Annotated in this window: 23 protein-coding genes and 1 riboswitch; of the genes, 17 read left to right on the forward strand and 6 right to left on the reverse strand. The window is 68.8% G+C overall.

Annotated elements, in window-relative coordinates; genetic code table 11:
• Nucleotides 1–12 precede the first annotated feature (12 nt).
• The 3 genes from L1087_RS09465 to L1087_RS09475 are packed head-to-tail and all read right to left on the reverse strand — an operon-like array spanning nt 13 to nt 3,006.
• Nucleotides 13–1,044 carry an LLM class flavin-dependent oxidoreductase gene (locus L1087_RS09465; protein WP_234558666.1) on the reverse strand — a complete coding sequence of 344 codons (1,032 nt, stop codon included), beginning with the start codon at nt 1,042–1,044 and terminating at the stop codon, nt 13–15.
• Between the two features lie 29 nt (nt 1,045–1,073).
• Nucleotides 1,074–2,402, reverse strand: a complete 1,329-nt coding sequence (locus L1087_RS09470; protein WP_234558668.1) for a cobyrinate a,c-diamide synthase — start codon at nt 2,400–2,402, stop codon at nt 1,074–1,076.
• 4 nt (nt 2,403–2,406) lie between these two features.
• Entirely contained in the window at nt 2,407–3,006 is a 600-nt protein-coding gene (locus L1087_RS09475; RefSeq protein ID WP_234558670.1) for a protoglobin domain-containing protein, read from the reverse strand.
• A gap of 122 nt (nt 3,007–3,128) precedes the next feature.
• Here L1087_RS09475 and L1087_RS09480 point away from each other — a divergent pair, with 122 nt between their 5' ends.
• From L1087_RS09480 to L1087_RS09495, 4 genes are all read left to right on the forward strand, one after another.
• The gene (locus L1087_RS09480; protein ID WP_234558673.1) at nt 3,129–4,634 is read left to right on the forward strand and encodes an alkaline phosphatase; all 1,506 of its coding nucleotides are present in this window, start codon (nt 3,129–3,131) and stop codon (nt 4,632–4,634) included.
• 318 nt (nt 4,635–4,952) lie between these two features.
• The gene (locus L1087_RS09485; protein WP_234558675.1) at nt 4,953–5,087 is read left to right on the forward strand and encodes a hypothetical protein; all 135 of its coding nucleotides are present in this window, start codon (nt 4,953–4,955) and stop codon (nt 5,085–5,087) included.
• Nucleotides 5,088–5,551: 464 nt separating this feature from the next.
• On the forward strand, nt 5,552–6,544 hold the full coding sequence (locus tag L1087_RS09490) for a pyridoxal phosphate-dependent aminotransferase (protein WP_038042524.1): 993 nt from the start codon (nt 5,552–5,554) through the stop codon (nt 6,542–6,544).
• 270 nt (nt 6,545–6,814) lie between these two features.
• Nucleotides 6,815–8,725: a cobyric acid synthase gene (locus tag L1087_RS09495; RefSeq protein WP_135261090.1), complete on the forward strand. Its 1,911-nt coding sequence runs from the start codon at nt 6,815–6,817 to the stop codon at nt 8,723–8,725.
• Here L1087_RS09495 and cobO read toward each other — a convergent pair.
• Genes cobO through cobT form a run of 3 tightly spaced genes read right to left on the reverse strand, consistent with a single transcriptional unit; the run spans nt 8,722 to nt 10,976 of the window.
• On the reverse strand, nt 8,722–9,285 hold the full coding sequence (gene cobO / locus L1087_RS09500) for a cob(I)yrinic acid a,c-diamide adenosyltransferase (protein ID WP_234558677.1): 564 nt from the start codon (nt 9,283–9,285) through the stop codon (nt 8,722–8,724). The genes L1087_RS09495 and cobO overlap by 4 nt on opposite strands.
• Nucleotides 9,264–9,962, reverse strand: a complete 699-nt coding sequence (locus L1087_RS09505) for an adenosylcobinamide-GDP ribazoletransferase (RefSeq protein ID WP_234558679.1) — start codon at nt 9,960–9,962, stop codon at nt 9,264–9,266. The genes cobO and L1087_RS09505 overlap by 22 nt, the downstream gene beginning before the upstream one ends.
• 3 nt (nt 9,963–9,965) lie before the next feature.
• Nucleotides 9,966–10,976, reverse strand: coding sequence for a nicotinate-nucleotide--dimethylbenzimidazole phosphoribosyltransferase (gene cobT, locus L1087_RS09510; protein WP_234558680.1), 1,011 nt, complete (start codon nt 10,974–10,976; stop codon nt 9,966–9,968).
• A gap of 76 nt (nt 10,977–11,052) precedes the next feature.
• Nucleotides 11,053–11,214, forward strand: a riboswitch (cobalamin riboswitch).
• Nucleotides 11,215–11,307: 93 nt separating this feature from the next.
• On the opposite strand from cobT, the gene L1087_RS09515 reads away from it, so the two are divergent.
• From L1087_RS09515 to L1087_RS09575, 13 genes are all read left to right on the forward strand, one after another.
• Nucleotides 11,308–11,967, forward strand: a complete 660-nt coding sequence (locus L1087_RS09515; RefSeq protein WP_234558681.1) for a HoxN/HupN/NixA family nickel/cobalt transporter — start codon at nt 11,308–11,310, stop codon at nt 11,965–11,967.
• On the forward strand, nt 11,964–13,064 hold the full coding sequence (locus L1087_RS09520) for a cobalt-precorrin-5B (C(1))-methyltransferase (RefSeq protein WP_038042537.1): 1,101 nt from the start codon (nt 11,964–11,966) through the stop codon (nt 13,062–13,064). The genes L1087_RS09515 and L1087_RS09520 overlap by 4 nt, the downstream gene beginning before the upstream one ends.
• Nucleotides 13,057–13,755 (forward strand): precorrin-8X methylmutase, encoded by a 699-nt coding sequence (locus L1087_RS09525; RefSeq protein WP_038042538.1) that lies wholly within the window; start codon nt 13,057–13,059, stop codon nt 13,753–13,755. The genes L1087_RS09520 and L1087_RS09525 overlap by 8 nt, the downstream gene beginning before the upstream one ends.
• 1 nt (nt 13,756) lies before the next feature.
• Entirely contained in the window at nt 13,757–14,974 is a 1,218-nt protein-coding gene (gene cbiE / locus L1087_RS09530; protein WP_135261085.1) for a precorrin-6y C5,15-methyltransferase (decarboxylating) subunit CbiE, read from the forward strand.
• Nucleotides 14,971–15,621 (forward strand): precorrin-2 C(20)-methyltransferase, encoded by a 651-nt coding sequence (locus L1087_RS09535; protein WP_038042540.1) that lies wholly within the window; start codon nt 14,971–14,973, stop codon nt 15,619–15,621. Before cbiE ends, L1087_RS09535 begins: the two co-directional genes overlap by 4 nt.
• A complete protein-coding gene (locus tag L1087_RS09540) occupies nt 15,588–16,358 on the forward strand; it encodes a cobalt-precorrin-4/precorrin-4 C(11)-methyltransferase (RefSeq protein ID WP_234558682.1) in 771 nt (256 codons plus the stop codon). The genes L1087_RS09535 and L1087_RS09540 overlap by 34 nt, the downstream gene beginning before the upstream one ends.
• Before the next feature lie 3 nt (nt 16,359–16,361).
• On the forward strand, nt 16,362–17,225 hold the full coding sequence (gene cobJ, locus L1087_RS09545; RefSeq protein WP_038042541.1) for a precorrin-3B C(17)-methyltransferase: 864 nt from the start codon (nt 16,362–16,364) through the stop codon (nt 17,223–17,225).
• Nucleotides 17,218–18,309 carry a cobalt-precorrin 5A hydrolase gene (locus L1087_RS09550; protein ID WP_038042542.1) on the forward strand — a complete coding sequence of 364 codons (1,092 nt, stop codon included), beginning with the start codon at nt 17,218–17,220 and terminating at the stop codon, nt 18,307–18,309. Before cobJ ends, L1087_RS09550 begins: the two co-directional genes overlap by 8 nt.
• Nucleotides 18,306–19,418 carry a CbiX/SirB N-terminal domain-containing protein gene (locus L1087_RS09555; protein WP_234558683.1) on the forward strand — a complete coding sequence of 371 codons (1,113 nt, stop codon included), beginning with the start codon at nt 18,306–18,308 and terminating at the stop codon, nt 19,416–19,418. Before L1087_RS09550 ends, L1087_RS09555 begins: the two co-directional genes overlap by 4 nt.
• Nucleotides 19,419–19,778: a DUF3209 family protein gene (locus L1087_RS09560; RefSeq protein WP_234558684.1), complete on the forward strand. Its 360-nt coding sequence runs from the start codon at nt 19,419–19,421 to the stop codon at nt 19,776–19,778.
• Entirely contained in the window at nt 19,775–20,083 is a 309-nt protein-coding gene (locus L1087_RS09565; RefSeq protein WP_234558685.1) for a (2Fe-2S) ferredoxin domain-containing protein, read from the forward strand. Before L1087_RS09560 ends, L1087_RS09565 begins: the two co-directional genes overlap by 4 nt.
• A 173-nt stretch (nt 20,084–20,256) precedes the next feature.
• Complete coding sequence (cobA, locus tag L1087_RS09570; RefSeq protein WP_038042549.1) at nt 20,257–21,003, forward strand: uroporphyrinogen-III C-methyltransferase; 747 nt, start codon at nt 20,257–20,259, stop codon at nt 21,001–21,003.
• Nucleotides 21,004–21,030: 27 nt separating this feature from the next.
• The coding region (locus tag L1087_RS09575; RefSeq protein WP_234558686.1) for a histidine phosphatase family protein at nt 21,031–21,380 on the forward strand (350 nt) is incomplete at its 3' end.

A 21,380-nucleotide genomic window follows, 5' to 3' on the forward strand; every position in this document is an offset into this window, starting at 1 on the left:
CCGCGCGAGCCCCTAGGAGGGGGCCAGGGCCTTTTGCACCCGGGGAAGCACCTCCGCCCCCAAAAGTTCGATGGCCCGGAGCACCTTGCGGTGGGGCAGGGTGCCCACGGTGAGCTGCAGGAGAAGCCTTTCGGGCTGGAAGAGCTCTTGCCAGTAGAGGGCCTTCTCCGCCACCCGCTCGGGGTCGCCGATGAAGTCCGCCCCTCCCAGACCCCGGGAGCGGGCGAAGTGGTCGGGGGCCAGGGGCCGCCAGCCCCGCTCCCGGCCGATGCGGTTCATCACCTGCAAGAAGGCGGGGGTGGCCAGGCGCAGGGCCTCCCCGTCGTCCTCCGCCAGGAAGCCGTGGGCCGCCAGGGCCAGGCGCGGGGTGTGGCCGTGGGCCCGGGCCGTCTCCCGGTAGAGCTGGGCGAAGGGCACGAACCGCCGGGGATCCCCCCCGATGATGGCCAGGACCAGGGGCAGGCCCAGCCGCCCCGCCCGCACCGCCGACTCCGGGGTGCCCCCCGCGGCCACCCAGACGGGCAGGGGGTCCTGCAGGGGCCGGGGGTAGACCCCGAGGCCGGGGATGGGCCGGGTGAACCGTCCTCCGGGCCAGTCCACCCGCTCCCCCCGGCGAAGCTTGAGGAGGAGGGCAAGCTTCTCCTCGAAGAGGGCCTCGTAGTCCTCAAGGCGGTAGCCGAAGAGGGGGAAGGACTCGGTGAAAGAACCCCGCCCCACCCAAAGCTCCGCCCGCCCCCCCGAGAGGAGGTCCAGGGTGGCGAACTGCTGGAAGACCCGGATGGGGTCCTCGGAGCCCAGGACCACCACGGCGCTGGCCAGGCGGATCCTCCGGGTGCGGGCGGCCAAGGCGGCGAGGACCACCGCCGGAGCCGAAACCACATACTCCTCCCGGTGGTGCTCCCCCACGGCATAGACCGCAAGCCCCGCCTGGTCCGCCAGCTCCGCCTCCTGCAAAAGCCGCTCCAGCCGCTCCTGGGGGGTGGGGGGACGGCCGAGCTCGGGGTCCAGGGTGCGCTCGCCGAAGGTGTAGAGGCCAATCTCCATGTGGCTTAAGTTAGCAAAGCGCTTTGTTTTTAAAAGTTCTCGGGCGCACTTTCCGCCAGGGCCAGGAAGCGCTCCACCCCCACCCTCCGGGCGGGCAGGTAGAGGTGGACGAAGCTGGCCAGGATCCGACCGTCCGTGTACCCCTCCACCTCCTCTCCCCCCACCCGCCGCCAGGCGGGGCTGGGGGAGGACCCCATCCGGGCGTAGTGGAACTCGTGCCCTTTGAAGGCCTCCCCCCTTCGGGCCAGGGGGTTATCCCTCAGGGCTTCCACCTCCCGATAGCCTAGGACAGGCCTTTCCGCCATGCGGGCCTCCCCGGGTACCAGGCCCACCATGGGGAAGAAGTCCTCTCCGGCCCAAAGCCCTTGGGAGAGGTACATGTACCCCCCGCACTCGGCCACCACGGGGCCTGGGAAGAGGCGCACGGCCTCCCGCATGGCCCGGTTTGCCGAGAGTTCCCGGGCGAAGAGCTCCGGGTAGCCGCCCCCCAGGAGGAGGGCCTGGGCCTCGGGGAGGGCTTCGTCCTCCAAGGGGCTAAAGGGGATGAGCTCCGCCCCCAAAGCCTCCAGGAGCTCCAAGGCCTCGGGGTAGTAGAAGCGGAAGGCCTGGTCCCAGGCGTAGGCCACCCGGACCCGAGGGGGGCGCCTTTCCGGCAGGAAAGGGGGGGCCTCGGACAAGGGGGAAGCGGCCTGGGCCAGGCGCAAGACCCCATCTAAGTCCACCCGGAAGGCCTGGCGCAGGGCGGCCAGGGGTGGGCGCACCTCCCCGGCCAGCACCAAACCCAAATGGCGCTCCGGGATTTCCAGGGTGGGATCTTGGGGAAGCCAACCCAGAAGGGGCAGGCCCACCTGGGCCAGCGCCTCCTGGAGAAGGGCCGCATGCCGCTCCGAACCCACCCGGTTGGCGAAGACCCCCACCACCTGGACCCCAGGGTCAAAGCTTCGGAAGCCCTGCACCAGGGGAGCGATGGAGCCCGCCATGCCGGAGGCATCCACCACCAAGGCCACGGGGGCCTCGAGGAGCCTGGCCACCTGGGCGGTGGAGCCCACCCGGCCCAGGGGGTCCTTGCCGTCAAACAGGCCCATCACCCCCTCCACCAGGGCCAGGTCCGCCCCCCGGGCCCCGTGCTGGAAGAGGGAGAGGAGGCCCTCTTGATCCAGGAAAAAACCATCCAGGTTGTAGACCCTTCGCCCGGAGGCCGCCTCGAGGTGGGTGGGGTCCACGTAGTCCGGCCCCACCTTGAAGGGCTGCACCCTAAGGCCCCGTTCCCCAAGGGCCAGGAGGAGGGCCAGGGCGAGGGTGGTCTTCCCCGCCCCCGAATGGGGGGCGGCCAGGACCAGCCGGGGAATCCGCCGCATGGCCTTAGCCGGGGGAGAGGCTTCTGAGGAGGCGGGCCGCCTCCTGCTGGGCCCGCCTGAGGAACGCCCCCACCTCCATCCCTTCCGCCTGGGCCAGGGCCTCGAGGTAGGCGTGGAGGTAGCTTTCGGAGATCAAGGCCATGACGGTGAAGCCCAGCCTCCGCCAGGCATCCGCCAGGGCCTGGGCCTCATCCTTGGGGAGGTGTTCCCGGGCCAGGCGGCTTGCGGTTTCCACCACCCAGTTCCACATGGCGGCCATCATGGCGTTGGTGACCCCCCGGCGCACATGCACCAGGCCCACCAGGGTCTGCCAGGCGAAGTACTGGCCGTTGAAGGGACCCTCCACCGTGCGCAGGTACCAGTCCCTCAGGGTCTTTTCCCGGGCGGGCCTCTCCCCTTCCCGGAAGACGGCCCGGGTGGCGGGGTGGGCGAAGAGGGTGTCGTAGAAACCCTGAACCAGGCTGTCCACCCAGGCCTTCATGGCCTCCCGGTGCCGGGCGAAGATCCTGGCATCCTCCAGGGGGCGGAAGCGGGCCTGGGGAGGAAGCTGGGACCAGAACTCCTGGGCCAGAGCGTAGAAGCGGCCGAGGCTTTTGTCGGTCATGGGTACCATGTTAGCCGTTCCCCTAGACCTCTGTGCATCCTCCCCGAGGCGCACCCCCCAGGACCCCAAGGCCCTGACCCGGGGATGACAATGGGCACCTAGCCTACCTTCGGAGGTGCGCGATGAAGCGGAGGGATATCCTAAAAGGCAGTCTGGCCGCCGGTGCCCTGGCCCTTCTCCCCAAGGGAGGTGCCCAGGGCGCTCCCCAGAACGTACCCAGCCTTGGCAGGCGCTACCGGAACCTGATCGTCTTCGTCTACGACGGTTTCTCGTGGGAGGACTATGCCATCGCACAGGCCTACGCCAGGAGGCGCTTAGGGCGGGCGCTGGCCCTGGAGAGGCTCCTCGCCCGCTACCCCAACGGCCTCATGAACACCTACAGCCTCACCAGCTACGTCACCGAGTCCAGCGCCGCGGGCAACGCCATGTCCTGCGGGGTGAAGACGGTGAACGGGGGCCTGGCGGTGCACGCGGACGGCACCCCCCTCAAGCCCTTCTTCGCCGCCGCCAAGGAGATGGGGAAGGCGGTGGGCCTGGTGACCACCACCACCGTCACCCACGCCACCCCGGCCAGCTTCGTGGTCTCCAACCCCGACCGCAACGCCGAGGCCCAGATCGCCGAACAGTACTTGGCCTTCGGGGCGGAGGTTTACCTGGGAGGCGGGGACCGCTTCTTCAACCCGGAGAGGCGGCAGGACAAAAAGGACATGTACGCTGCCTTTGCCCAGGCGGGCTACGGGGTGGTGAAGACCCCGGAGGAGCTGGCGCGGAGCAACGCCTCCAAGCTCCTTGGGGTGTTTTCCGACAGCCACGTGCCCTACGAGGTGGACCGCCGCTTCCAGGGGGTGAGGGTGCCGAGCCTCAAGGAGATGGTCCAGGCGGCCCTGCCCCGGCTGGCGGCCCACCGGAACGGCTTTGTCCTCCAGGTGGAGGCAGGGCGCATCGACCACAGCAACCACCTCAACGACCCCGCGGCCACCCTGTGGGACGTGCTGGCGGCGGACGAGGCCTTGGAGGCCCTCACTGCCTTCGTGGACCGCAACCCCGACACCCTCCTCCTCCTGGCCGCGGACCACGCCACCGGGGTGGGGGCCCTGTACGGGACGGGCCGGAGCTACCTGGAGAGCTCTGCAGGCATCGACCTCCTGGAGGGGCAGAAGGCCAGCTTCGAGCACATGGGCCGGGTCTTGGGCACGAACCCCGACGCGGGCCAGGTGAAGGAGGCCTACCGGGCCATGAAGGGGGTGGCCATCACGGACCAGGAGGCGCAGATGGTGGTGGAGGCCATCACCAAGCGGGTCTACCTGCCCGACGCCGTGCGGTACAGCATCCAGCCGGCCAACACCATGTCCTGGGCCATGGTGCAGAAGAACGCCCAGAAGCCCGAACGGCCCAACATCGGCTGGAGCTCTGGGCAGCACACGGCGAGCCCGGTGATGCTGGCCCTGTACGGGCAGGGGCTGCGCTTCCTGAACCTGGGCCTGGTGGACAACACCCACGTCTTCCGGCTCATGGGGGAGGCTTTGGGGATCCGCTACCAGAACCCGGTGATGAGCGAGGAGGAGGCCCTGGAGATCCTGAAGTCCCGGCCCGTGGGCATGCGCCACCCCGAGGACGTCTGGGCCTAAGGGCTTGGCAGACCCTCCTTCCTTTCGGGCCGCCCCTGAGGGGGCGGCTTAAGTACCCCGCCATGGCTTGCGCCACGGCGGGGGCCCCAAAGAGGCCATGAGCACGCCACTTTGGCTTTGGCCGATGCGATGGGGCAACCTTTGCGTGCGGGTGCTTAAGTGCCCTGTGGGGCATCCAAAACCCATTTGGGCCTTCCCACCCCTTTCCCCAAGCCTCCCCAAGGGCGCAGGCGCCGTTGACCCAAGCCTCAACCATACAGGTGCGCCTCCACCTCCGCTACGCTAGACTACGCCGCATCAAGGCCCTTCCTGAAGACCATGGACCCGGACATGGTGAGCCTCGAGGGGGCCAGGCAGGACCCGGATTTCCTGCAGGCCCTTGCCGAACTTTCCCTGAAGATAGGTCCCGGTGCCTTTGATGTCCACTCCCCCTTGGGGGCCTCGGTGGAATAGATCCAACCCCCGCCTCGAGGGGTACCTCCGCCACCTGTTCCCAAGCCGCCTATGGGTAAACCCGGACTACGGTCTGAAGACCCGCAGACCCAAGGCCGTGGGTAATCTCATCGGTGGAGAAGACGGTTAGGGAGGAAGCCATGCTCACAGGGAAAGCAGCGGCCCCTATGCCTTCGCCTCCCTCCTTGACCGGGTCACTGGGCATCCCTTGGGCGACAAGCCCCGCACCAGGGATAGAGGCCAAAAGCCGCCAGGGCCAAGGTCACCGCCGGGTTCAGGTGAGCCCCGGGGGCTGGCTAGCCCAAACCTCCATCCGCACCGCCCATCGCTTAACGCCAGGCACCCATTCCCGCGGCGGGGGGCCAGGGACCTGGGTCCACCATTCCCAAGCCAGCGCCTTTTCCTATCCCGAGATCGTTGCCCCATCTAAGATGCCCCCAGGAACCCCCCCCTAACATGGGGTTATGCTGGACGACATCTTGAAACCCATCCATGGAGGGCCCGACGATGGCCCCGAACCCCTCTACGATTTCTCCACCAACGCCAACGCCCTAGGGCCTAACCCCGTGGTCCTTCGGTACATCCGGGCCAAGGACCCAAGCCGCTACCCTGACCCCCTCTACCGCCGCCTGCGCCGCCTCCTGGCCGAGGCCCACGGGGTCCAGCCGGAGCAGGTGGCGGTGGGCACGGGCACCAGCGAGCTCATCCACCGCCTGGCCCGCTGGAACTACCTGCGGGGCCCCATTCTTCTCCTTAAGCCCACCTTCAGCGAGTACGCCCGGGCCGCCAGGGCCCTGGACCTGCCCCTTTGGGAGGCGGAGACCCCGGAGGCATTCCTCAGGCTGTTGCCCAGGAGCTCCTTGGCCTTCCTCTGCCTCCCCAACAACCCCACGGGGGAGGTGTACCCCTTTCTGGAGGAGGCCGCGCAGAGGGCAGGTGGAGCCTTGGTCCTGGACCTGGCCTACTACCCCCTGCTGGAAAACCCCCCTCCCCTGCCCCGGGAGGCCTGGCTCCTCTTCAGCCCAAACAAGGCCCACGGCCTCACGGGGGTGCGGGCCGGGTACCTGGTGGCTCCCTTGGACCTCAGCCACTTCCAGAACCTGGCCCCCTCCTGGCCGGTTTCCGTGTACGGTGAGGGGCTTTTGGAGGGGCATCTGGACCCCGAGGCCGAGTCCTGGTTGGCGGAAACCCGGAAGGAGCTCCACCGCCTGAGGCGCCTCCTGGCCCAGGGGCTTAGGAGGATGGGCCTCGAGGTGCGGGAAAGCCCTGCCAACTTCCTCCTGGTGCGGGTGGGAAAGGCCACGGAAGTGGCCAAGGCCCTCCGGGAACAGGGCATCCGGGTGCGGGACGCCACCAGCTTTGGCCTCGGGGAATGGCTCAGGCTCTCCGCCCAAAGGGAGGAGGCCATTCAGGCCCTTTTGCAAGCCCTAAAGGAGGTCTTGGCCCGGGTACACTGAGGGGATGACGGACCTAAGTAGCCGCACGCAAAGGCTGCCCCACCGACCAAAGCCAAAGCAGCGTGCTTATGGCCTCTTTGGGGCCCCCGTGGTGGCGCAAGCCACGACGGGGTACTTAGCCCCTTGCCCCAAGAGGACGTTGCGGCCGTGGAAAGCGCCTTACCCCTTCAGCCCCGATGCCCGCCAACCCTTGGACCGGGAGCCCTTGGAGCCTTGCTTGGTCCTCGGGCGGGATAGGGCAGGCCCTGGCAACGGGAGTCCGGGAGCGCAATGAGGGCCAAGGCGCTTGCAGTCTGGGGCACGGGGAGCGGGGTAGGGAAAAGCCTCCTTACCGCAGGCCTTCTCCGCCACTTCAAGCGCCTGGGCCTCCGGGTAGCCCCCTTCAAGGCCCAGAACATGTCCAACCACGCCCGGGTGGTGGCGGGAGGGGAGATGGCCAGCGCCCAGTGGCTCCAGGCCCTGGCGGCGGGCGTCCCCCCCGAGCCCCGCATGAACCCCATCCTCCTAAAGCCCATGGGGGAACGGTCCTCCCAGGTGGTCCTCCTGGGCCAGGTGAGCCCGGAGCTCTCCCGGCTTTCCTGGAGGGAGCGGCGCCCCCACCTGGAAGGGGTGGTGCGGGAGGCCCTGGAGGGGCTTCTCCGGGACTACGACCTGGTGGTGATGGAGGGGGCGGGAAGCCCCGTGGAGCGCAACCTCTGGCCCGACCTTCCCAACCTGAAGGTGGCCCAGTGGGCAGAGGCCAAGGCCCTTCTGGTGGCGGACGTGGACCAAGGGGGCTCCCTGGCCGCCCTTTACGGCACCTGGGCGCTGTTACAGGACCACCGCCAGCGGCTTCTGGGGTTTGTGTTCAACAAGTTCCGGGGGGAGCTGGAGCTCTTAAAGCCCGCCTACGGGCTCCTGGAGGCCTGGACCGGCGTGCCCGTCCTGGGAACCCTACCCATGCTGGGGTTGGAGCTTCCCGAGGAGGATGGGTTCCGGCACCGGCCCCGGGCCGCGGGCCATGGAAAGGTGGCCATCCTCCGCTACCCCCACGCCTCTAACCTGGACGAGTTCTGGCCCTTGGGGGAGCTAGCCCAATTGGTCCAGGCCCGCACCCCGGAGGAGGCGGAGGGGGCCTGGCTCCTGATCCTTCCAGGAAGCCGCCTGCCCGCCGAGGACCTCCCTTGGCTCAGGAACTTCCTGCCCCTGATCCGCGACCACCTGGCCCAAGGCAGGCCCGCGCTGGCGGTCTGTGGGGGAGCGGAAATGCTGTCACAGGCTATCTTGGACGAGGAAGGGGTGGAAAGGAAGGGCACCTTCCCAGGCCTCGGCCTCCTTCCCTTCCAGGTGCGGATGGAAAGGCGCAAGACCGTGGCGCGTAGGCGGCTCCTCCTCCAAGGCCTAGGGGGCTTCTGGGACCGCCTGAACGGCCTCGAGGTGGAGGGGTACGAGATCCACCATGGCCAGGGGCTCCCCCTCTTCCACCAGGAGGGCCCCCTCCTGGCCACCTGGCTCCACGGCCTCATGGAAAACCCCGGGGTGCAACGGGCCCTCTTTGGCCGGGAGGCCAAGGGGCTGGAGGAGGCCCTGGAGGAGCTGGCGGACGCCCTGGAAGCGCACCTGGACCTGAGGCCCCTCCACCGGGCCCTGGGGCTTGCGGAAGAGGCCCAGCCCTTGGCCCCCGGACGGGAAAGTCCAGACCCCCCTCCTAGACCCGGCCTCGTCCTCCTCCTGGGAGGGGCGAGAAGCGGCAAAAGCCGCCGCGCCCAAGAGCTTGCCGGCCCCTTTGCCACCCTCATCGCCACCGCCGAGGCCAGGGACGACGAGATGGCGGAAAGGATCGCCCGCCACCGGGCCGAGCGCCCCCCCACCTGGGAGACCCTGGAGGAGCCCGTGGACCTGGCCGGCGCCCTCCTCGAGGCCCGCCACCCCACGGTGGTGGTGGACTGCCTGACCCTGTGGGTGGCCAACCTGCTGGAAAGGAGCCTGGATCCCATATGGGAGGCCAAGCGGTTCCTGGAGGCCATCCCCCGAAGCGGCAAACGGGTCATCGCCGTCTCCAACGAGGTGGGCATGGGCATCGTCCCCGCCCATCCCTTGGCCCGGCGCTACCGGGACATTTTGGGGGAGGTAAACGCCCTCTTCGCCCAGGCGGCGGAGGAGGTCTACCTCATGGTGGCGGGCCGGGCCCTAAGGCTCTAATGCTCTATCCCCCTTTGGGCGGGCACCCCCAGGTCGAAGGCGTGCTTCACCTTGCGCATCTCGGTGACGGTGTCCGCCAGGGCCAGCAGGGGCTCAGGGGCCCCCCTCCCGGTGACCACCACGTGCACGTGGCGGGGGCGGCTACGCAGGGTATCCAAGAACTCCTCCAGGGATATCCAGCCGTAGCGCAGGGGGTAGGTGGCCTCATCCAGGACGACCAGGTCCCACGCCCCCGAGAGGAGGGCCTCCTTGGCCCGTTCCCAGCCCTCCAGGGCCAGGGCCTTGGAGGCCTCGAGGTCCCGGCTCTTCCAGGTAAACCCGTCCCCCAGGCCCTCAATGGGGATGCCCAAGGCCTCCAGGGCCCGGTGCTCCCCGAAGCGGGCCCCCTGGTGCTTGAGGAACTGGAAGATGCGCACCCTAAGCCCCCGGCCGTGGGCCCTTAGGGCCAGGCCGAAGGCGGCGGTGCTTTTGCCCTTGCCGTCCCCCGTGTAGACCAAAAGGAGGCCCCGCCTCTCCCCTTGCGGCTTGGCGTAGGGCTTCACCCGCTTAGGCTCCTCCACAGGGCATAGCCTACCAGGCCCCCCAGCTCCGAAAGGGCGATCATGGCCCCCAGCACGTCCCCGTTCACCCCCCCAAGCCTCCGCGCCGCCAGGTGGGCGACCCCCCAGGCCGCCAGGAGGGCCAGGAGGGCGGGCCCCGGGTAGAGGAGGGGGAAGGGCAGGGCCAGGAGGAAGGGGGGAAGCACCGGGCCGCCACGGATCAGCCCCGCCATCCCCGGGTGCAGGAGGGGGTAGCGGTTCAGGAAGGGCAGGATGGCAAAGCGGGCGAAGCCGGGAAGGAGGAGGAGGAAAAGGGGATCCCGCACCAGGGCCAGGGCCTGCCAGAGGAGGAGGAGGTACACCCCGCCCACCCCGAAGGCGAAGGCCCCCAGGTGGGGGTCCTTGAGGAGGCGGAGCCGCTCCTCCCTGGGCCTGGCCCCGAGAAGGGCGTCGGCGGCGTCCAGGAGGCCGTCCAGGTGCAGGAAGCCCGTGAGCCCCAGGAGGAGGGCCAGGGCCAAGGCGGCGAAGAGCCCCTCGGGGAGGGGGAGGAGGGCCAGGAGGGAGAGGGGAAGCCCCAGGGCGTAGCCCGCCACGGGGAAGAAGGCGGTGCTCCGCCGGAACTCCTCCGGAAGGGCCTCCTTGGGGGCCAGGGGAAAGACGGTGAGGAGGGCAAGGGCCAGGCGCAGGGTCCGCCGCATGGGCTAAAGGCGGTCGGAAACCCCCGCCTCCTCAAAGGTGGCCATGTGCAGGATGCGGGCCGCAGCCCGGAGGAGGGGCATGGCCAGCACCGCCCCCGTCCCCTCCCCCAGGGCCAGGTCCAGGTCCAAGAGGGGTTCCAGCCCCAGGGCCTCGAGGATGGGCCGGTGCCCCGGCTCCCGGGAGAGGTGCCCGGCAAAGAGGTTTTCCTTTAGGCCAGGCTCCAGCCGCCAGGCCAAAAGGGCCCCCGCGGAAACGGGAAACCCGTCCAGGACCAGGGGAAGCCCCGCCCGGTACCCTTCCAGGTACACCCCGGCGATGGCCAAAAGCTCCAAGCCCCCCACCTCCGCGGCCACCTCCAAGGGTCCCATCCCCGGGCGCAGGCGGGCAAGGGCCTTCGCCACCGCCTCCCGCTTGCGCTTTAGGCCCTCCTCCCCCACCCCCGTGCCCCGGCCCACCACCCTCTCCGGGGGGAGGCCCAGAAGGGCCGCGGTGAGGGCGCTGGCCGCGGTGGTGTTGCCGATGCCCATGTCCCCCGCCGCCAGCAGGGTGGCCCCTTCCGCGATGGCCAGACGGGCGGCCTCCCGGCCCGCCTCCAGGGCCTTTTCCGCCTCCTCCAGGGTCATGGCCGCCTCCCGGGCCAGGTTTCCCGTGCCGGGGCGCACCTTGCGCCTCAGGAGCCCGGGGTGGTCGGGGAGCTCCCCCTTGACCCCCACGTCCAGGACGTAGACCCGGCAGTCCGCCACCGCCGCCAATTGGTTGATGGCCGCCCCGCCCCGGAGGAAGTTCAGGACCATCTGGCGGGTGACCTCCTGGGGGTAGGCGGAGACCCCCTCCGCCACCACCCCGTGGTCGGCGGCGGCCACCACCACCGCCCCGGGCCCCAGCTCCGGCTGGACCCTTCCCTGGAGGGCGGCCAGCCTAAGGGCCACCCCCTCCAGCCGGCCCAGGGAGCGGGGAGGCTTGGTGAGGCGCTCCAAGCGCATTTGGGCTGCGTGCAGGATTTCGTGGTTCATACGCCCCAACTTTAGGCGACGGCCACCCTTGACAGCAAGACCCCACGGAAGCACAATGGGCTCAGGCCCTCAGGCAAGGGCCCATGCGGCCGGGGTGCCCTAGGACCCGGATGTCCTGGGGCGCAAAAGGGGGAAGACCGGTGAAAGTCCGGCGCTGTGCCGCAACGGTAACCGGCCCAACCCACGACCTGCCCACTAGGCCGGAAGCCCGAATACCCGCCCCGGTGCGCGCCTCACCTGCCCCCGAGCAGGGGTGAAAGGAGGCGGAGATGCGTGAAACAGCATTTTCCCGGCATAGGACCCTTTGCTCCCGTTGCCAAGGGAGTACCCCATGAGCGGCCTCGAGCTCTTGGCCGTGGCCTTGGGGATGCGCCACGGGGTGGACCCTGACCACCTGGCGGCCATAGACGGCGTTTCCCGCCTGCGCCCCTCACCTTGGAACGGGGTCCTCTTCGCCTTGGGGCACGGGGCTGTGGTCACCCTTTTGGCCTTTCCCGCAGCCACTCTCCTAGCCCAGGTGGACCTAGAAGCCCTGCACCTTTCCGTTTGGCTCCTCCTCCTGGTGGCGGGCGTGAACCTCTACCGGCTCCTACGCCCACGGGAGGAAGTTCCGGCGAGACTCCCCATCCCCAACCCTCTCCTTTTGGGCCTCCTCTTCGGCCTGGGCTTCGAGACGGCCAGCCAGCTTTCCGCTCTGGCCTTGACAGCGGAGCTCTCCCCCTTGCGGCTCGGGCTCTTTTTCACCTTGGGCATGCTCCTAGTGGACGGGGTGGACGGCCTCCTGGCGAGCCGCCTGCAGAACCTGGCCCAAAACTCCTCCAAGGCCCAGCGGGCTAGCCGCTTTCTAGGCTGGGCTGTGGTGGCCTTAGCCTTGGGCCTGGTGCTGGCCGAGGTGGGGGGTGTGGATCTCGAGGCCCTAAGCCTTCCCCTAGGCTTAGGACTTTTCGCCCTTCTGGTTTCCCTGCGCCTTTACGCCCTGCGCCCAGCATGAGCCACCCTTACCCACCCCCTAGGGACAAACGGGGAAGCCGCATCGGCTTCACCACGGGGGCCAATGCCGCTGCAGCAGCCAAAGCAGCCGCCTTAGCCCTTCTAGGAGAACCGCCCCGGGAGGTGGACATCTGGCTTCCCGCAGGCTGGCGGCAGCGCTTCGTCGTCTCCCGGCTGGAGCCGAGGAAAGAGGGCTTCCTGGCCGGGCTCATCAAGGACGCGGGGGACGACCCAGACGTAACCCACGGGGCGGAGATCCAGGCCTACGTTACCTTTGCCAGCGCCGACACCCTGGAGGGAGGGGAGGGTGTAGGGGTGGTGACCAAACCGGGCTTAGGGGTGCCGGTGGGCGAGCCTGCCATCAACCCCGTGCCCCGGCGGATGATCTGGCAGGCGGTGCGGGAGGTAACGGACCGCCCCTTGCGGGTAGTCATCGCCATTCCCGGAGGGGAGGAGCTGGCCCGAAAGACCCTGAACCCCAGGCTAGGGATCCTAGGGGGGCTTTCCGTCCTGGGAACCACCGGGGTGGTAAAGCCCTACTCCACCAGCGCCTTCCGCATGAGCGTGGTCCAAGCGGTGGGGGTCGCCCGGGCCAACGGGCTTCTGGAGATTGCCGCCACCACCGGGGGGAGGAGTGAGCGCTTTGCCATGCGCCTCCTCCCCCACCTTCCGGAGATGGCTTTCATTGAGATGGGGGACTTCGTAGGGGATGTGCTCAAAGCGGCCAAGAAGGTGGGGATCGAGGTGGTGCGTGTGGTGGGAATGATCGGGAAAGTATCCAAGATGGCCGACGGCAAGACCATGACTCACGCCGCGGGGAGCGAGGTCAACCTCCCCCTCCTCCTCCGCCTGCTAAGGGAGGCGGGGGCTGGTAGCAGGGCTCTCAAGGAGGCTGAGGGCGCGGCCACCGCTCGCCGTTTTTTGGAAATTGCTCTGGAGGAGGGGCTCGATGGGTTCTTCCTCAACCTCACACGCCTGGCCCAGGAGCGGTTGCAGGCCTACATCGGTCCCAGGCCTTTGGTGAGCGTGGCCCTCACGGACTTCGAGGAGGGGCGGTGCCTCGCCGCCTGGCCCGATCGGGAGGTTTACCGTGGATGAGCTTGTCCGGAAACGGCAAAACCCCGCTCACCAGCTCACCCCTAAGGGGCGGGCCATCGAAGAGGAAAGCTTCCGCATTGTGGACGAGGAGGCCGGCCCCCATGGGTTCTCCCCCTGGGAGTGGCCCATCGTTAGGCGGATGATCCACGCCACCGCAGACTTCGAGTACAAGGACCTCACCCGCTTCCGCCCGGGAGCTGTGGAGGCGGGCCTGGAGGCCCTGAAGGGAGGGGCGAGGATCCTGGTGGATGCCCGCATGATTGCCTGCGGCCTCAACCCTGAAAGGCTACGCATCTTTGGCAACGAGGTGGTGGAGCTTCTCTCCCACCCCGAGGTGGTGGCCCGCGCCCAGACCACAGGAGGCACCCGGGCCGAGACCGCCGTGGCCTACGCAGAGGAGAAGGGCCTCCTGCAAGGGGCCATCGTGGGGGTGGGCAACGCCCCTACCTTCCTCCTGGCCCTGGTGGAAGCCATCCGCCGGGGGGCTAGGCCCGCCCTGGTCCTGGGGATGCCCGTGGGGTTCGTGAACGTGGCCGAGGCCAAACGGGCTCTCATGGAAGCCCCGGTGCCCTGGATCGTCACGGAGGGGCGCAAGGGTGGGTCCACCTTGGTGGTGGCTGCCCTCCACGCCCTAATCCGCCTGGCCGCGGACGGTGGGGTGGACACCTCCCGCACCCTGAGGGGAGGGTAGGATGGCCGGGGTCTACCTCATCGGCCTGGGGGCTCGGGGGCGGGAGGGCCTGAGCCTGGCCGCTTCCCGCAGGGTGGCCGAGGCTGAGGTGCTGGTGGGGGGAAGGCGGCACCTGGCGGCTTTTCCTGAGCATCCTGGGGAGAAGATGCCCCTGGGGGATTTGGAAGCCGCCTTGGACCTGGCGGCCAAGCGGGTGGCCGAGGGGAAGCGGGTGGCCTTCCTGGCCTCGGGGGATCCCCTTTTCTTCGGCATGGGCCGGAAGGTCCTGGCCCGGTTTCCCGAGGCAGAGATATACCCCGCCCCCACGGCTTTCCAGGAGGCCTTTGCCCGGCTGAGGCTTCCCTGGGACGAGGCCCGCTTTTTTTCCGTGCACGGAAGGCCCCTGGCGGGAGTCCTCCTGGAGGCAAGCCTTTCCCGCCTCAGCGTGGTCTACACCGATCCGGAGAACACCCCAGCCCGGGTGGCCGAAGCCCTCCTGGCCATGGGGGCCCGGGGCTTCCGGGCCTACGTGGCCGAGCGGTTGGGGGAAGAGGGGGAGAGGGTGAGGGGTTTCGGGAGCCTGGAGGAGGTGGCGAAGGAGGCCTTTCAGGACCCCAATGTGCTCATCCTCGAGGCCAACGGACCCCTTCCTCCTCGGCTCGGTTTCTTCCGGGACGAGCTGTTCGAACAGCGGACCCCGAAGCGGGGCCTCATCACCAAGCGGGAAGTACGGCTCCTGGCCTTGGGCCTCCTGGCCCTTCCCCCGGACGGGATCCTTTGGGACATCGGAGCGGGAACGGGTAGCGTGGGGCTCGAGGCCGCCCGGATTGCCCCTTGGGGATGGATCTATGCGGTGGAGAAGAACCCGGAGTCCTGGCCTCATATTCTGGAAAACGCCCGCCGGTTCGGGGTCCACAACCTCACCCTAGTCCGGGGGGAGGCCCCTGGGGCCCTAAAGGGCCTGCCTGCCCCCCACGGGGTCTTCGTGGGGGGCAGCGGAGGGGAACTGCCCAGCATCCTGGAGGAAAGCCTCCTGGCCCTAAGGCCCGGAGGCCGCCTGGTGGTGGCCGCCCTTACCCTGGAAAACCTCTCCACCGCCTACGGTTTCCTGCGGGGCACAGGGCTTCCCCTGGAGGGCATCCAAGTGCAGGCGAACCGCTTGGTGCCCACAGGCCCCTACTTCCGGCTGGAGGCGCAGAACCCCACCCTGCTGCTGGCGGTGACCAAGGAGGGAGGATGAGGCTTTACCTAATCGGCGTAGGCCCAGGGGATCCAGAGCTCCTCACCCTCAAGGCGGTCCGGCTCCTCCGGGAACTCCCCGTGCTCTTCTACCCCCTGGAGGAGGGACGGGAACCCTTGGCCCTGAACATCGCCCGGCCCCACATCCCCCAGGGGAAGCCCCTCCTGCCGGTACCCCTCTTCACCGGGGGGGATCGGGAACGGGCAGAGGTGGCCCGACGGGAAGCGGCCAGGCGCATTAGGGAAGCCCTGGCCTGGTACAGGGAAGGAGGGTACCTGGTCCTGGGGGACAGCCTTCTCTACGCCTCCCCCTTCCATCTCCTTCCCCTCCTGGAGGGGATCAGGGTGGAGGTGGTGCCTGGGATCAGCGCCCACCAGCTGGCTGCGGCCCGGCTGAGCCGTCCCCTAGCCATGGGGGAGGAGGGGTTCGCAGTCCTTTCGGGATTGAAGCCCCCCGAGGACCCTGAGGGCTTGGCCCGTTTCCGTACACTCCTCTTCTACAAGGCCAAGCGGGCCAAGGAGATCGCCGCACTCTTTCCCAATCGGGAGGCCCATGTGTTCCGGAGGCTGGCCATGCCCGGGGAAAGGCAACTTTCCCCAGAGGAGGTGGAGGGATGGGACTACTGGACCCTGCTCCTGGTGCGCTGAAGGTTTACGTGGTGGGAGGTGGTCCGGGGGATCCCGAGCTTCTCACCGTGCGGGGAGCAAGGCTTCTTGCCCAGGCCCGCTTCGTCCTCTACACGGGAAGCCTGTTCCCAGAGGAGACCCTGCGGGGGCTGGCCCCCCAGGCGGAGCTCGTGGACTCCAAGGGGATGGTCCTCGAGAGCATCGTGGAGCGCCTTCACTACGAGGCGGAAAGGGGAGGGGTGGTGGTGCGCCTCCACTCGGGGGATCCCAGCCTCTACGGCACCCTCCTAGAGGAACGGGAGGCCCTTGAGGCCCTAGGGGTAAGGGTGGAGGTGGTCCCAGGGGTGACGGCGGCTTTTGCCCTGGCTGCCCGGGCAGGAGTAGCTCTCACCGCCCCCGGGGTGGCCCAAGCGGTGGCCTTTGCCCGGCTTGGGGTGCGCACCCCGGTACCCGAAGGGCAGTCTCCAGGGGCCCTGGCACGGCGGGGCCTGACCTTGGCTCTCTACCTCTCGGGGATGCATCCCAAGACCCTGGCCCGGGAGCTCTTGGAGGCAGGTCTACCCGAGGACACCCCGGTCCTCTTCGGCCACAGGGTGGGGCAAGCGGGTGAAGAGGTGGGCTGGAGCGATCTCTCGGGCCTGGGAACCCTTCCTCCCCGGGACACCACCGTCTACCTGGTGGGGGAGGCCCTGAAGGCTCGAGGGGTGCGGAGCCGGCTTTACGCCCCTGGCTTCCGGCACCGATTCCGCAGGAGGTGAGGCATGGGCGAGCTTTACCTGGTGGGCATGGGGCCCGGGAACCTGGGAGGGCTCACCCTCCGGGGCCGGGAGGTCCTGGCTATGGCCGAGGTGGTCATCGGCTACAGCACGTACATTCGGCTCCTGGAGGGGATGGGGCTCCTGGCGGGCAAGGAGGTGGTGCGCAAGGGGATGACGGAGGAACTGGACCGGGCAGAGGAGGCCTTGGGAAGGGCCTTGGGGCACAGCCGGGTGGCCTTGGTCTCAGGGGGGGACCCTGGGGTGTACGGCATGGCCGCTCCGGTACTGGAACTTCTAGAGGAACGGGGCTTCCGCCGGGCAGACGAGGGGGTGGGCCTTCCTGGGCGGTTCCTCCTGGGGGAGAAGGAGGTGCGCCTGGAGGTGGTTCCCGGGGTCACCGCGGCCAATGCGGTAGCCAGCCTTTTGGGGAGCCCCTTAGCCCACGACACCTGTCTCTTGAGCCTATCGGACCTCCTTACCCCCTGGCCCCTCATCGAGCGCCGCCTACACGCGGCGGGAATGGGGGACTTCGTGGTGGTCCTCTACAACCCCCAGTCCAAGCGCCGGACCTGGCAACTCAGGCGCAGCGCAGAGATCCTCCTGGGCTACCGGCCCCCCAACACCCCCGCCGCCCTGGTGAAAAGCGCCTACCGGGAACGGCAGGAGGTGCACCTCACCACCTTGGAGGGCCTCCTGGAAGCGGAGGTGGGGATGCTGACCACGGTGGTGGTAGGCAATGCCCAAAGCCGCCTCTACGAGGGCCTCTTCATCACCCCGCGGGGCTATGCCCTCAAGTACGACCTGGAAACGGGGGAGGCCCTGCCGGGAGAGGTTCCCGGCATGGCCTTGCGGAGGGGAAATGGCTGAGCAGGGTCCCTTGCGCCCCGAACGGGTAGCGGTTTACACCTTGACCCTACCCGGCCTGAAAGTGGCCCAGCGGGTGGCGGAAGCCTTGCCGGGAAGCACCCTTTACCTGGCCGCCAAGTACAGGCACCTGGCCCCCAGCGCCGTGCCCGTGGAAGAGCCCCTTAGGGACCTTTTGGGCCGCACATGGAGCCTCCACGACGGGCACATCTTCGTCATGGCCGCAGGGATCGTCCTCCGGGCCATCGCCCCCCTGGTCCTGGACAAACGGGTGGACCCTGCGGTGTTGGTGGTGGACCTCAAGGGCCGCTACTTCGTTCCCCTCTTGGCAGGGCATCTAGGAGGGGCGAACCCCCTAGCCCGCTACCTGGCGGCGGCCTTAGGGGGAGAAGCGGTCCTCACCACGGGAACCGACAGCGTGGGCGCGCCAGCCCCGGATCTCCTAGCCAAAGCCTTGGGGGCCTGGGTGCCTGACTGGAAGCCCCTGAAGGAGGTCTCTGCTCTCCTGGTGGACGGGAGGCCCGTGGGCTTCTACTCCGACTGTGCCCACCTGGGCCCCCTTGCCCGCTACCCCATGGTCCGTCTCCTGGAGGCGCCGCCCTGGGAGGAAAGCCCTTTGGGGGTAGAGGGGCTCGTCCTCTTCACCGTCCGTCGGCCCCCGCCCTTACCCTTCCCCACCTTCCTGGCCCATCCTCGGTGCCTGGTCCTGGGAATCGGATGCAACCGGAACACCCCCACGGAGGAGATCCGGCGGGAGGTCTGGGGCTTCCTGGAGGAGGAGGGCTTCGCCCGGGAAAGCCTCCTCAAGCTGGCCACCGCCGAGCTCAAGCGGGACGAGGTGGGGCTTTTGGCCTTCGCGGAGGAGGCTGGGCTTCCCCTGGCCTTCCACTCCCGGGAAACGCTGAACGCTCAGCCCATCCCCAACCCTTCAGAGGCCGTTTTCCGGCACACGGGGCTTTGGGGGGTAGCGGAAGCTGCCGTTTTGGCGGAAGGGGCCAGGCTTTTGGTGGAAAAGCGGAAGCGGGGCAACCTCACCCTGGCCTTGGGGGTGCTCCCCCTGGCCCTTCCCGAGGAGGCCCTGCCGTGAAGGCCCTCCTGGTAGCCCACGGCTCCCCGGACCCCCGGGCCAAAGCCCTGGCCCGGGTCCTGCAAAAGGGGCTTGCACGGCGGCTGGGGACAGAGGTCCACCTGGGGTTCATCGAACACGACCGGCCCACCCTTCTCGAGGCCGCCAGGAACCTTGGAGCCGAGGGAGGCGGGGTGGTCCTCCCCCTCCTTCTCCTAGGGGGCGGGCACCTGAAAGCCGACCTTCCCCTGGCCCTGGAGGTAGCACGAAGGGAACACCCCGGGGCCCGCTTCCTCCTGGCCCGGGCCCTGGGGCTCCACCCCGCCCTGGTGGCCCTCTGGGCGGAGAGGCTGAGGCGGCGGGGTGCCACCGGGGAAGACGGGGCGGTACTGGTCCTCCGAGGGGGTACGGACCCAGGGGCCAACGCGGAAGGAGCAGCCCTGGCCCGGCTCATCGAGGAAAAGGCCGGCCTCCCCGTACTCCCCGCCTACGCCAGCCGGGCCCGGCCCACCCCCGCCGAGGCCTTGGCCCGCCTGGCCGCCTACCGACCCCGGAGGGCCTTCCTCCTCCCCCACCTCTTCTTCCGGGGGGTGGTGGAGGGGCGAGTGGCGGCGCGGGCCCACCGCTTTCCTGTGGAACTCCTGCCTCCCCTTATGGGCCACCCGGGGGTTGTGGAGGCCCTTTCGGACCGGTACCGGGAGGCCCTGGAGGGAGGGTACGCCCCCTGCGACACCTGCCGCTACCGCTTCCCCATAGGCCGCTTCGCCCCCCGGCGGGAAGCCCAGATCGCGGGGCTCCGGGCCCTGCGCCACGCCCTCTTCGCCCCAGGCCGCCACCCCCACGGCCCCTTCACCCACCTCCTCCTCTGCACAGGGGAGAGTTGCCGGGAAGGAGGCGCTCTAGATCTCCTGCGGGAGTTGGAAAGCATTACCATGGATCTACGTCAAAGAGGCTACCTACAGCTCACCCCCACTCCCTGCTTGGGCCGTTGCGGCCGGGGACCCGTCCTCATCGCCTACCCCGAAGGGGTGGTCTACGGGGGGCTAGCCCCCCCTGACCTCCTCCCTCTCCGGCGGGCGCATCTGGAGGGAGGCGAGATCTATGCGCCAAAGCTCTTGGAGGTGATCTAAATGGCATGCCACGAGCTCTCGGCCCTGAAGGTTGCCCTGGGGGAGATACTGGAGAAGGAACCCCACGATTTGGAGCACGAGCGCCAGGAGCTGGCCCCTATCCTGGCGGGGCGCCCGGAACTCCGGGTCCTTCTGGAGGCGAAAACCCTGCCCGGGATGCGCCGGGGTCTAGAAGCGGCCTTGGCACATTTGGAGGCCAACGATCCCGGGGACGACCCCTACCACCGAGGCCTCCTTCTGGCCACCGAAGGCGCCCTCCTCCGGCTTCGAAGCCTGGAAGCAGAGCTGGAGCGGTTCTTCCAGGACCTGGACCTCCTCCACGAGAGGCTCCACCGGCTCTTCCCCAGGAGGCGAGGATGAAGCCTTTCCGCCGGCACATCTTCGTCTGCACCGGGCCCCGGTGCACCCCCGAGGGGAAGGCGGCGGAGGCCCTTTTCCGAAGGCTCGGGGAGCTGTTGCAAGCGGAAGGGCTCCTGGAGGGGGAGGAGAGGGTGAAGCGCACCCGGGCCCACTGCTTCGCCTACTGCCGGGAGGGCCCCCTCCTGGTGGTCTATCCCGACGGGATTTGGTACAAGGAGGTTTCCGAGGAAAGGCTGCAGAGGATTGTGCGGGAGCACCTCAAGGAGGGGAGGTCCGTAGAGCCATGGGTGTTCCATCGGGTCTGAGTCGGGGCCCCAAGGCTAAGCATCCGCACGCAAAGGTTGCCCCACCGGTCAAAGCCAAAGCGGCGTGCTCATGGCCTCTTTGGGGCCCCCGTCGTGGCGCAAGCCACGACGGGGTACTTAGCCCCCTAAAGGCCGAGGGCAGGCCCCTTACCCCTAGGGGGTGAGCAACCGCCGTGGACCGCCCCTTGGGCAAGGTCTACTTGGTGGGAGCGGGGTTCGGGGGCCCAAAGCACCTGACCCTGAGGGCCCTCGAGGTTCTCCAGGAGGCGGAGGTGGTTCTCCACGACCACCTGGTCCACCCCGAGGTCCTGGCCCTGGCTCGAGGAAAACTGGTGTCCGTGGGCAAGAAGGGGTACGGCCAGCAAACGGAGCAGGCGACCATCCTGGACTTGCTCCATCGCTTGGCCCGAGAGGGGCGCACGGTGGCCCGGCTCAAGGGAGGAGATCCCATGGTCTTCGGCCGGGGCGGGGAGGAGGTGCTCTTTCTGCGGCGAGCAGGCATCCCCTACGAGGTTGTACCGGGGGTGACTAGCGCAGTAGGGGCCCTTTCCGCCCTAGGCCTTCCCCTCACCTATAGGGGCCTGGCCCGCAGCTTTGCCGTGGCCACCGGACACGACCCCACCCTGCCCCTGCCCCAGGCGGACACCCTGGTCCTCCTCATGCCCCTCCACACCCTGGCAGACCTCAAGAAAAGGCTCCTGGAACGCTTTCCTCCAGAGACCCCCTTGGCCCTCCTAGCCCGGGTGGGCTGGCCTGGGGAGGAGGTGCGCCTAGGCCGGCTGGTGGATCTCCCGGACCTGGCAGAGGGCCTTCCCTCCCCCGCCCTACTGGTGGTGGGGGAGGTGGTGGAGCTTTATGGAGAGCTCCTCGGCCAGGGATATCCCAAAGGCTCCGACCGCACGGCGGGAGAGGCCCCGTGATACTTGCGCCTCTACACTAAAAAGGCCATGGAGCTTTGGCTGGTGCGCCACGGGGAGACCCTTTGGAACCGGGAGGGGAGGCTTCTGGGCTGGACCGACCTCCCCCTCACCCCCCTGGGGAAGGCCCAGGCCCGGGCCCTGAAGGGAAATCTCCCCCCTCTACCCACCTACAGTTCCGACCTAAAGCGGGCCCTGCAAACTGCGCTTCTGGCAGGTCTCCAGCCTGTACCCACCCAAGCGCTAAGGGAAATCCACTTCGGGGTTTTGGAGGGTGCCCTGTGGGAAGAGCTCGAACCCCAGTACAAGGAGGCCCTCCTCCGCTTCCAAGGCTTCCATCCCCCCGGAGGGGAGGCCCTCGAGGCCTTCCAGGAACGGGT

This window comes from Thermus tengchongensis (genome assembly GCF_021462405.1).
In the GTDB taxonomy this organism is placed as follows: domain Bacteria; phylum Deinococcota; class Deinococci; order Deinococcales; family Thermaceae; genus Thermus; species Thermus tengchongensis.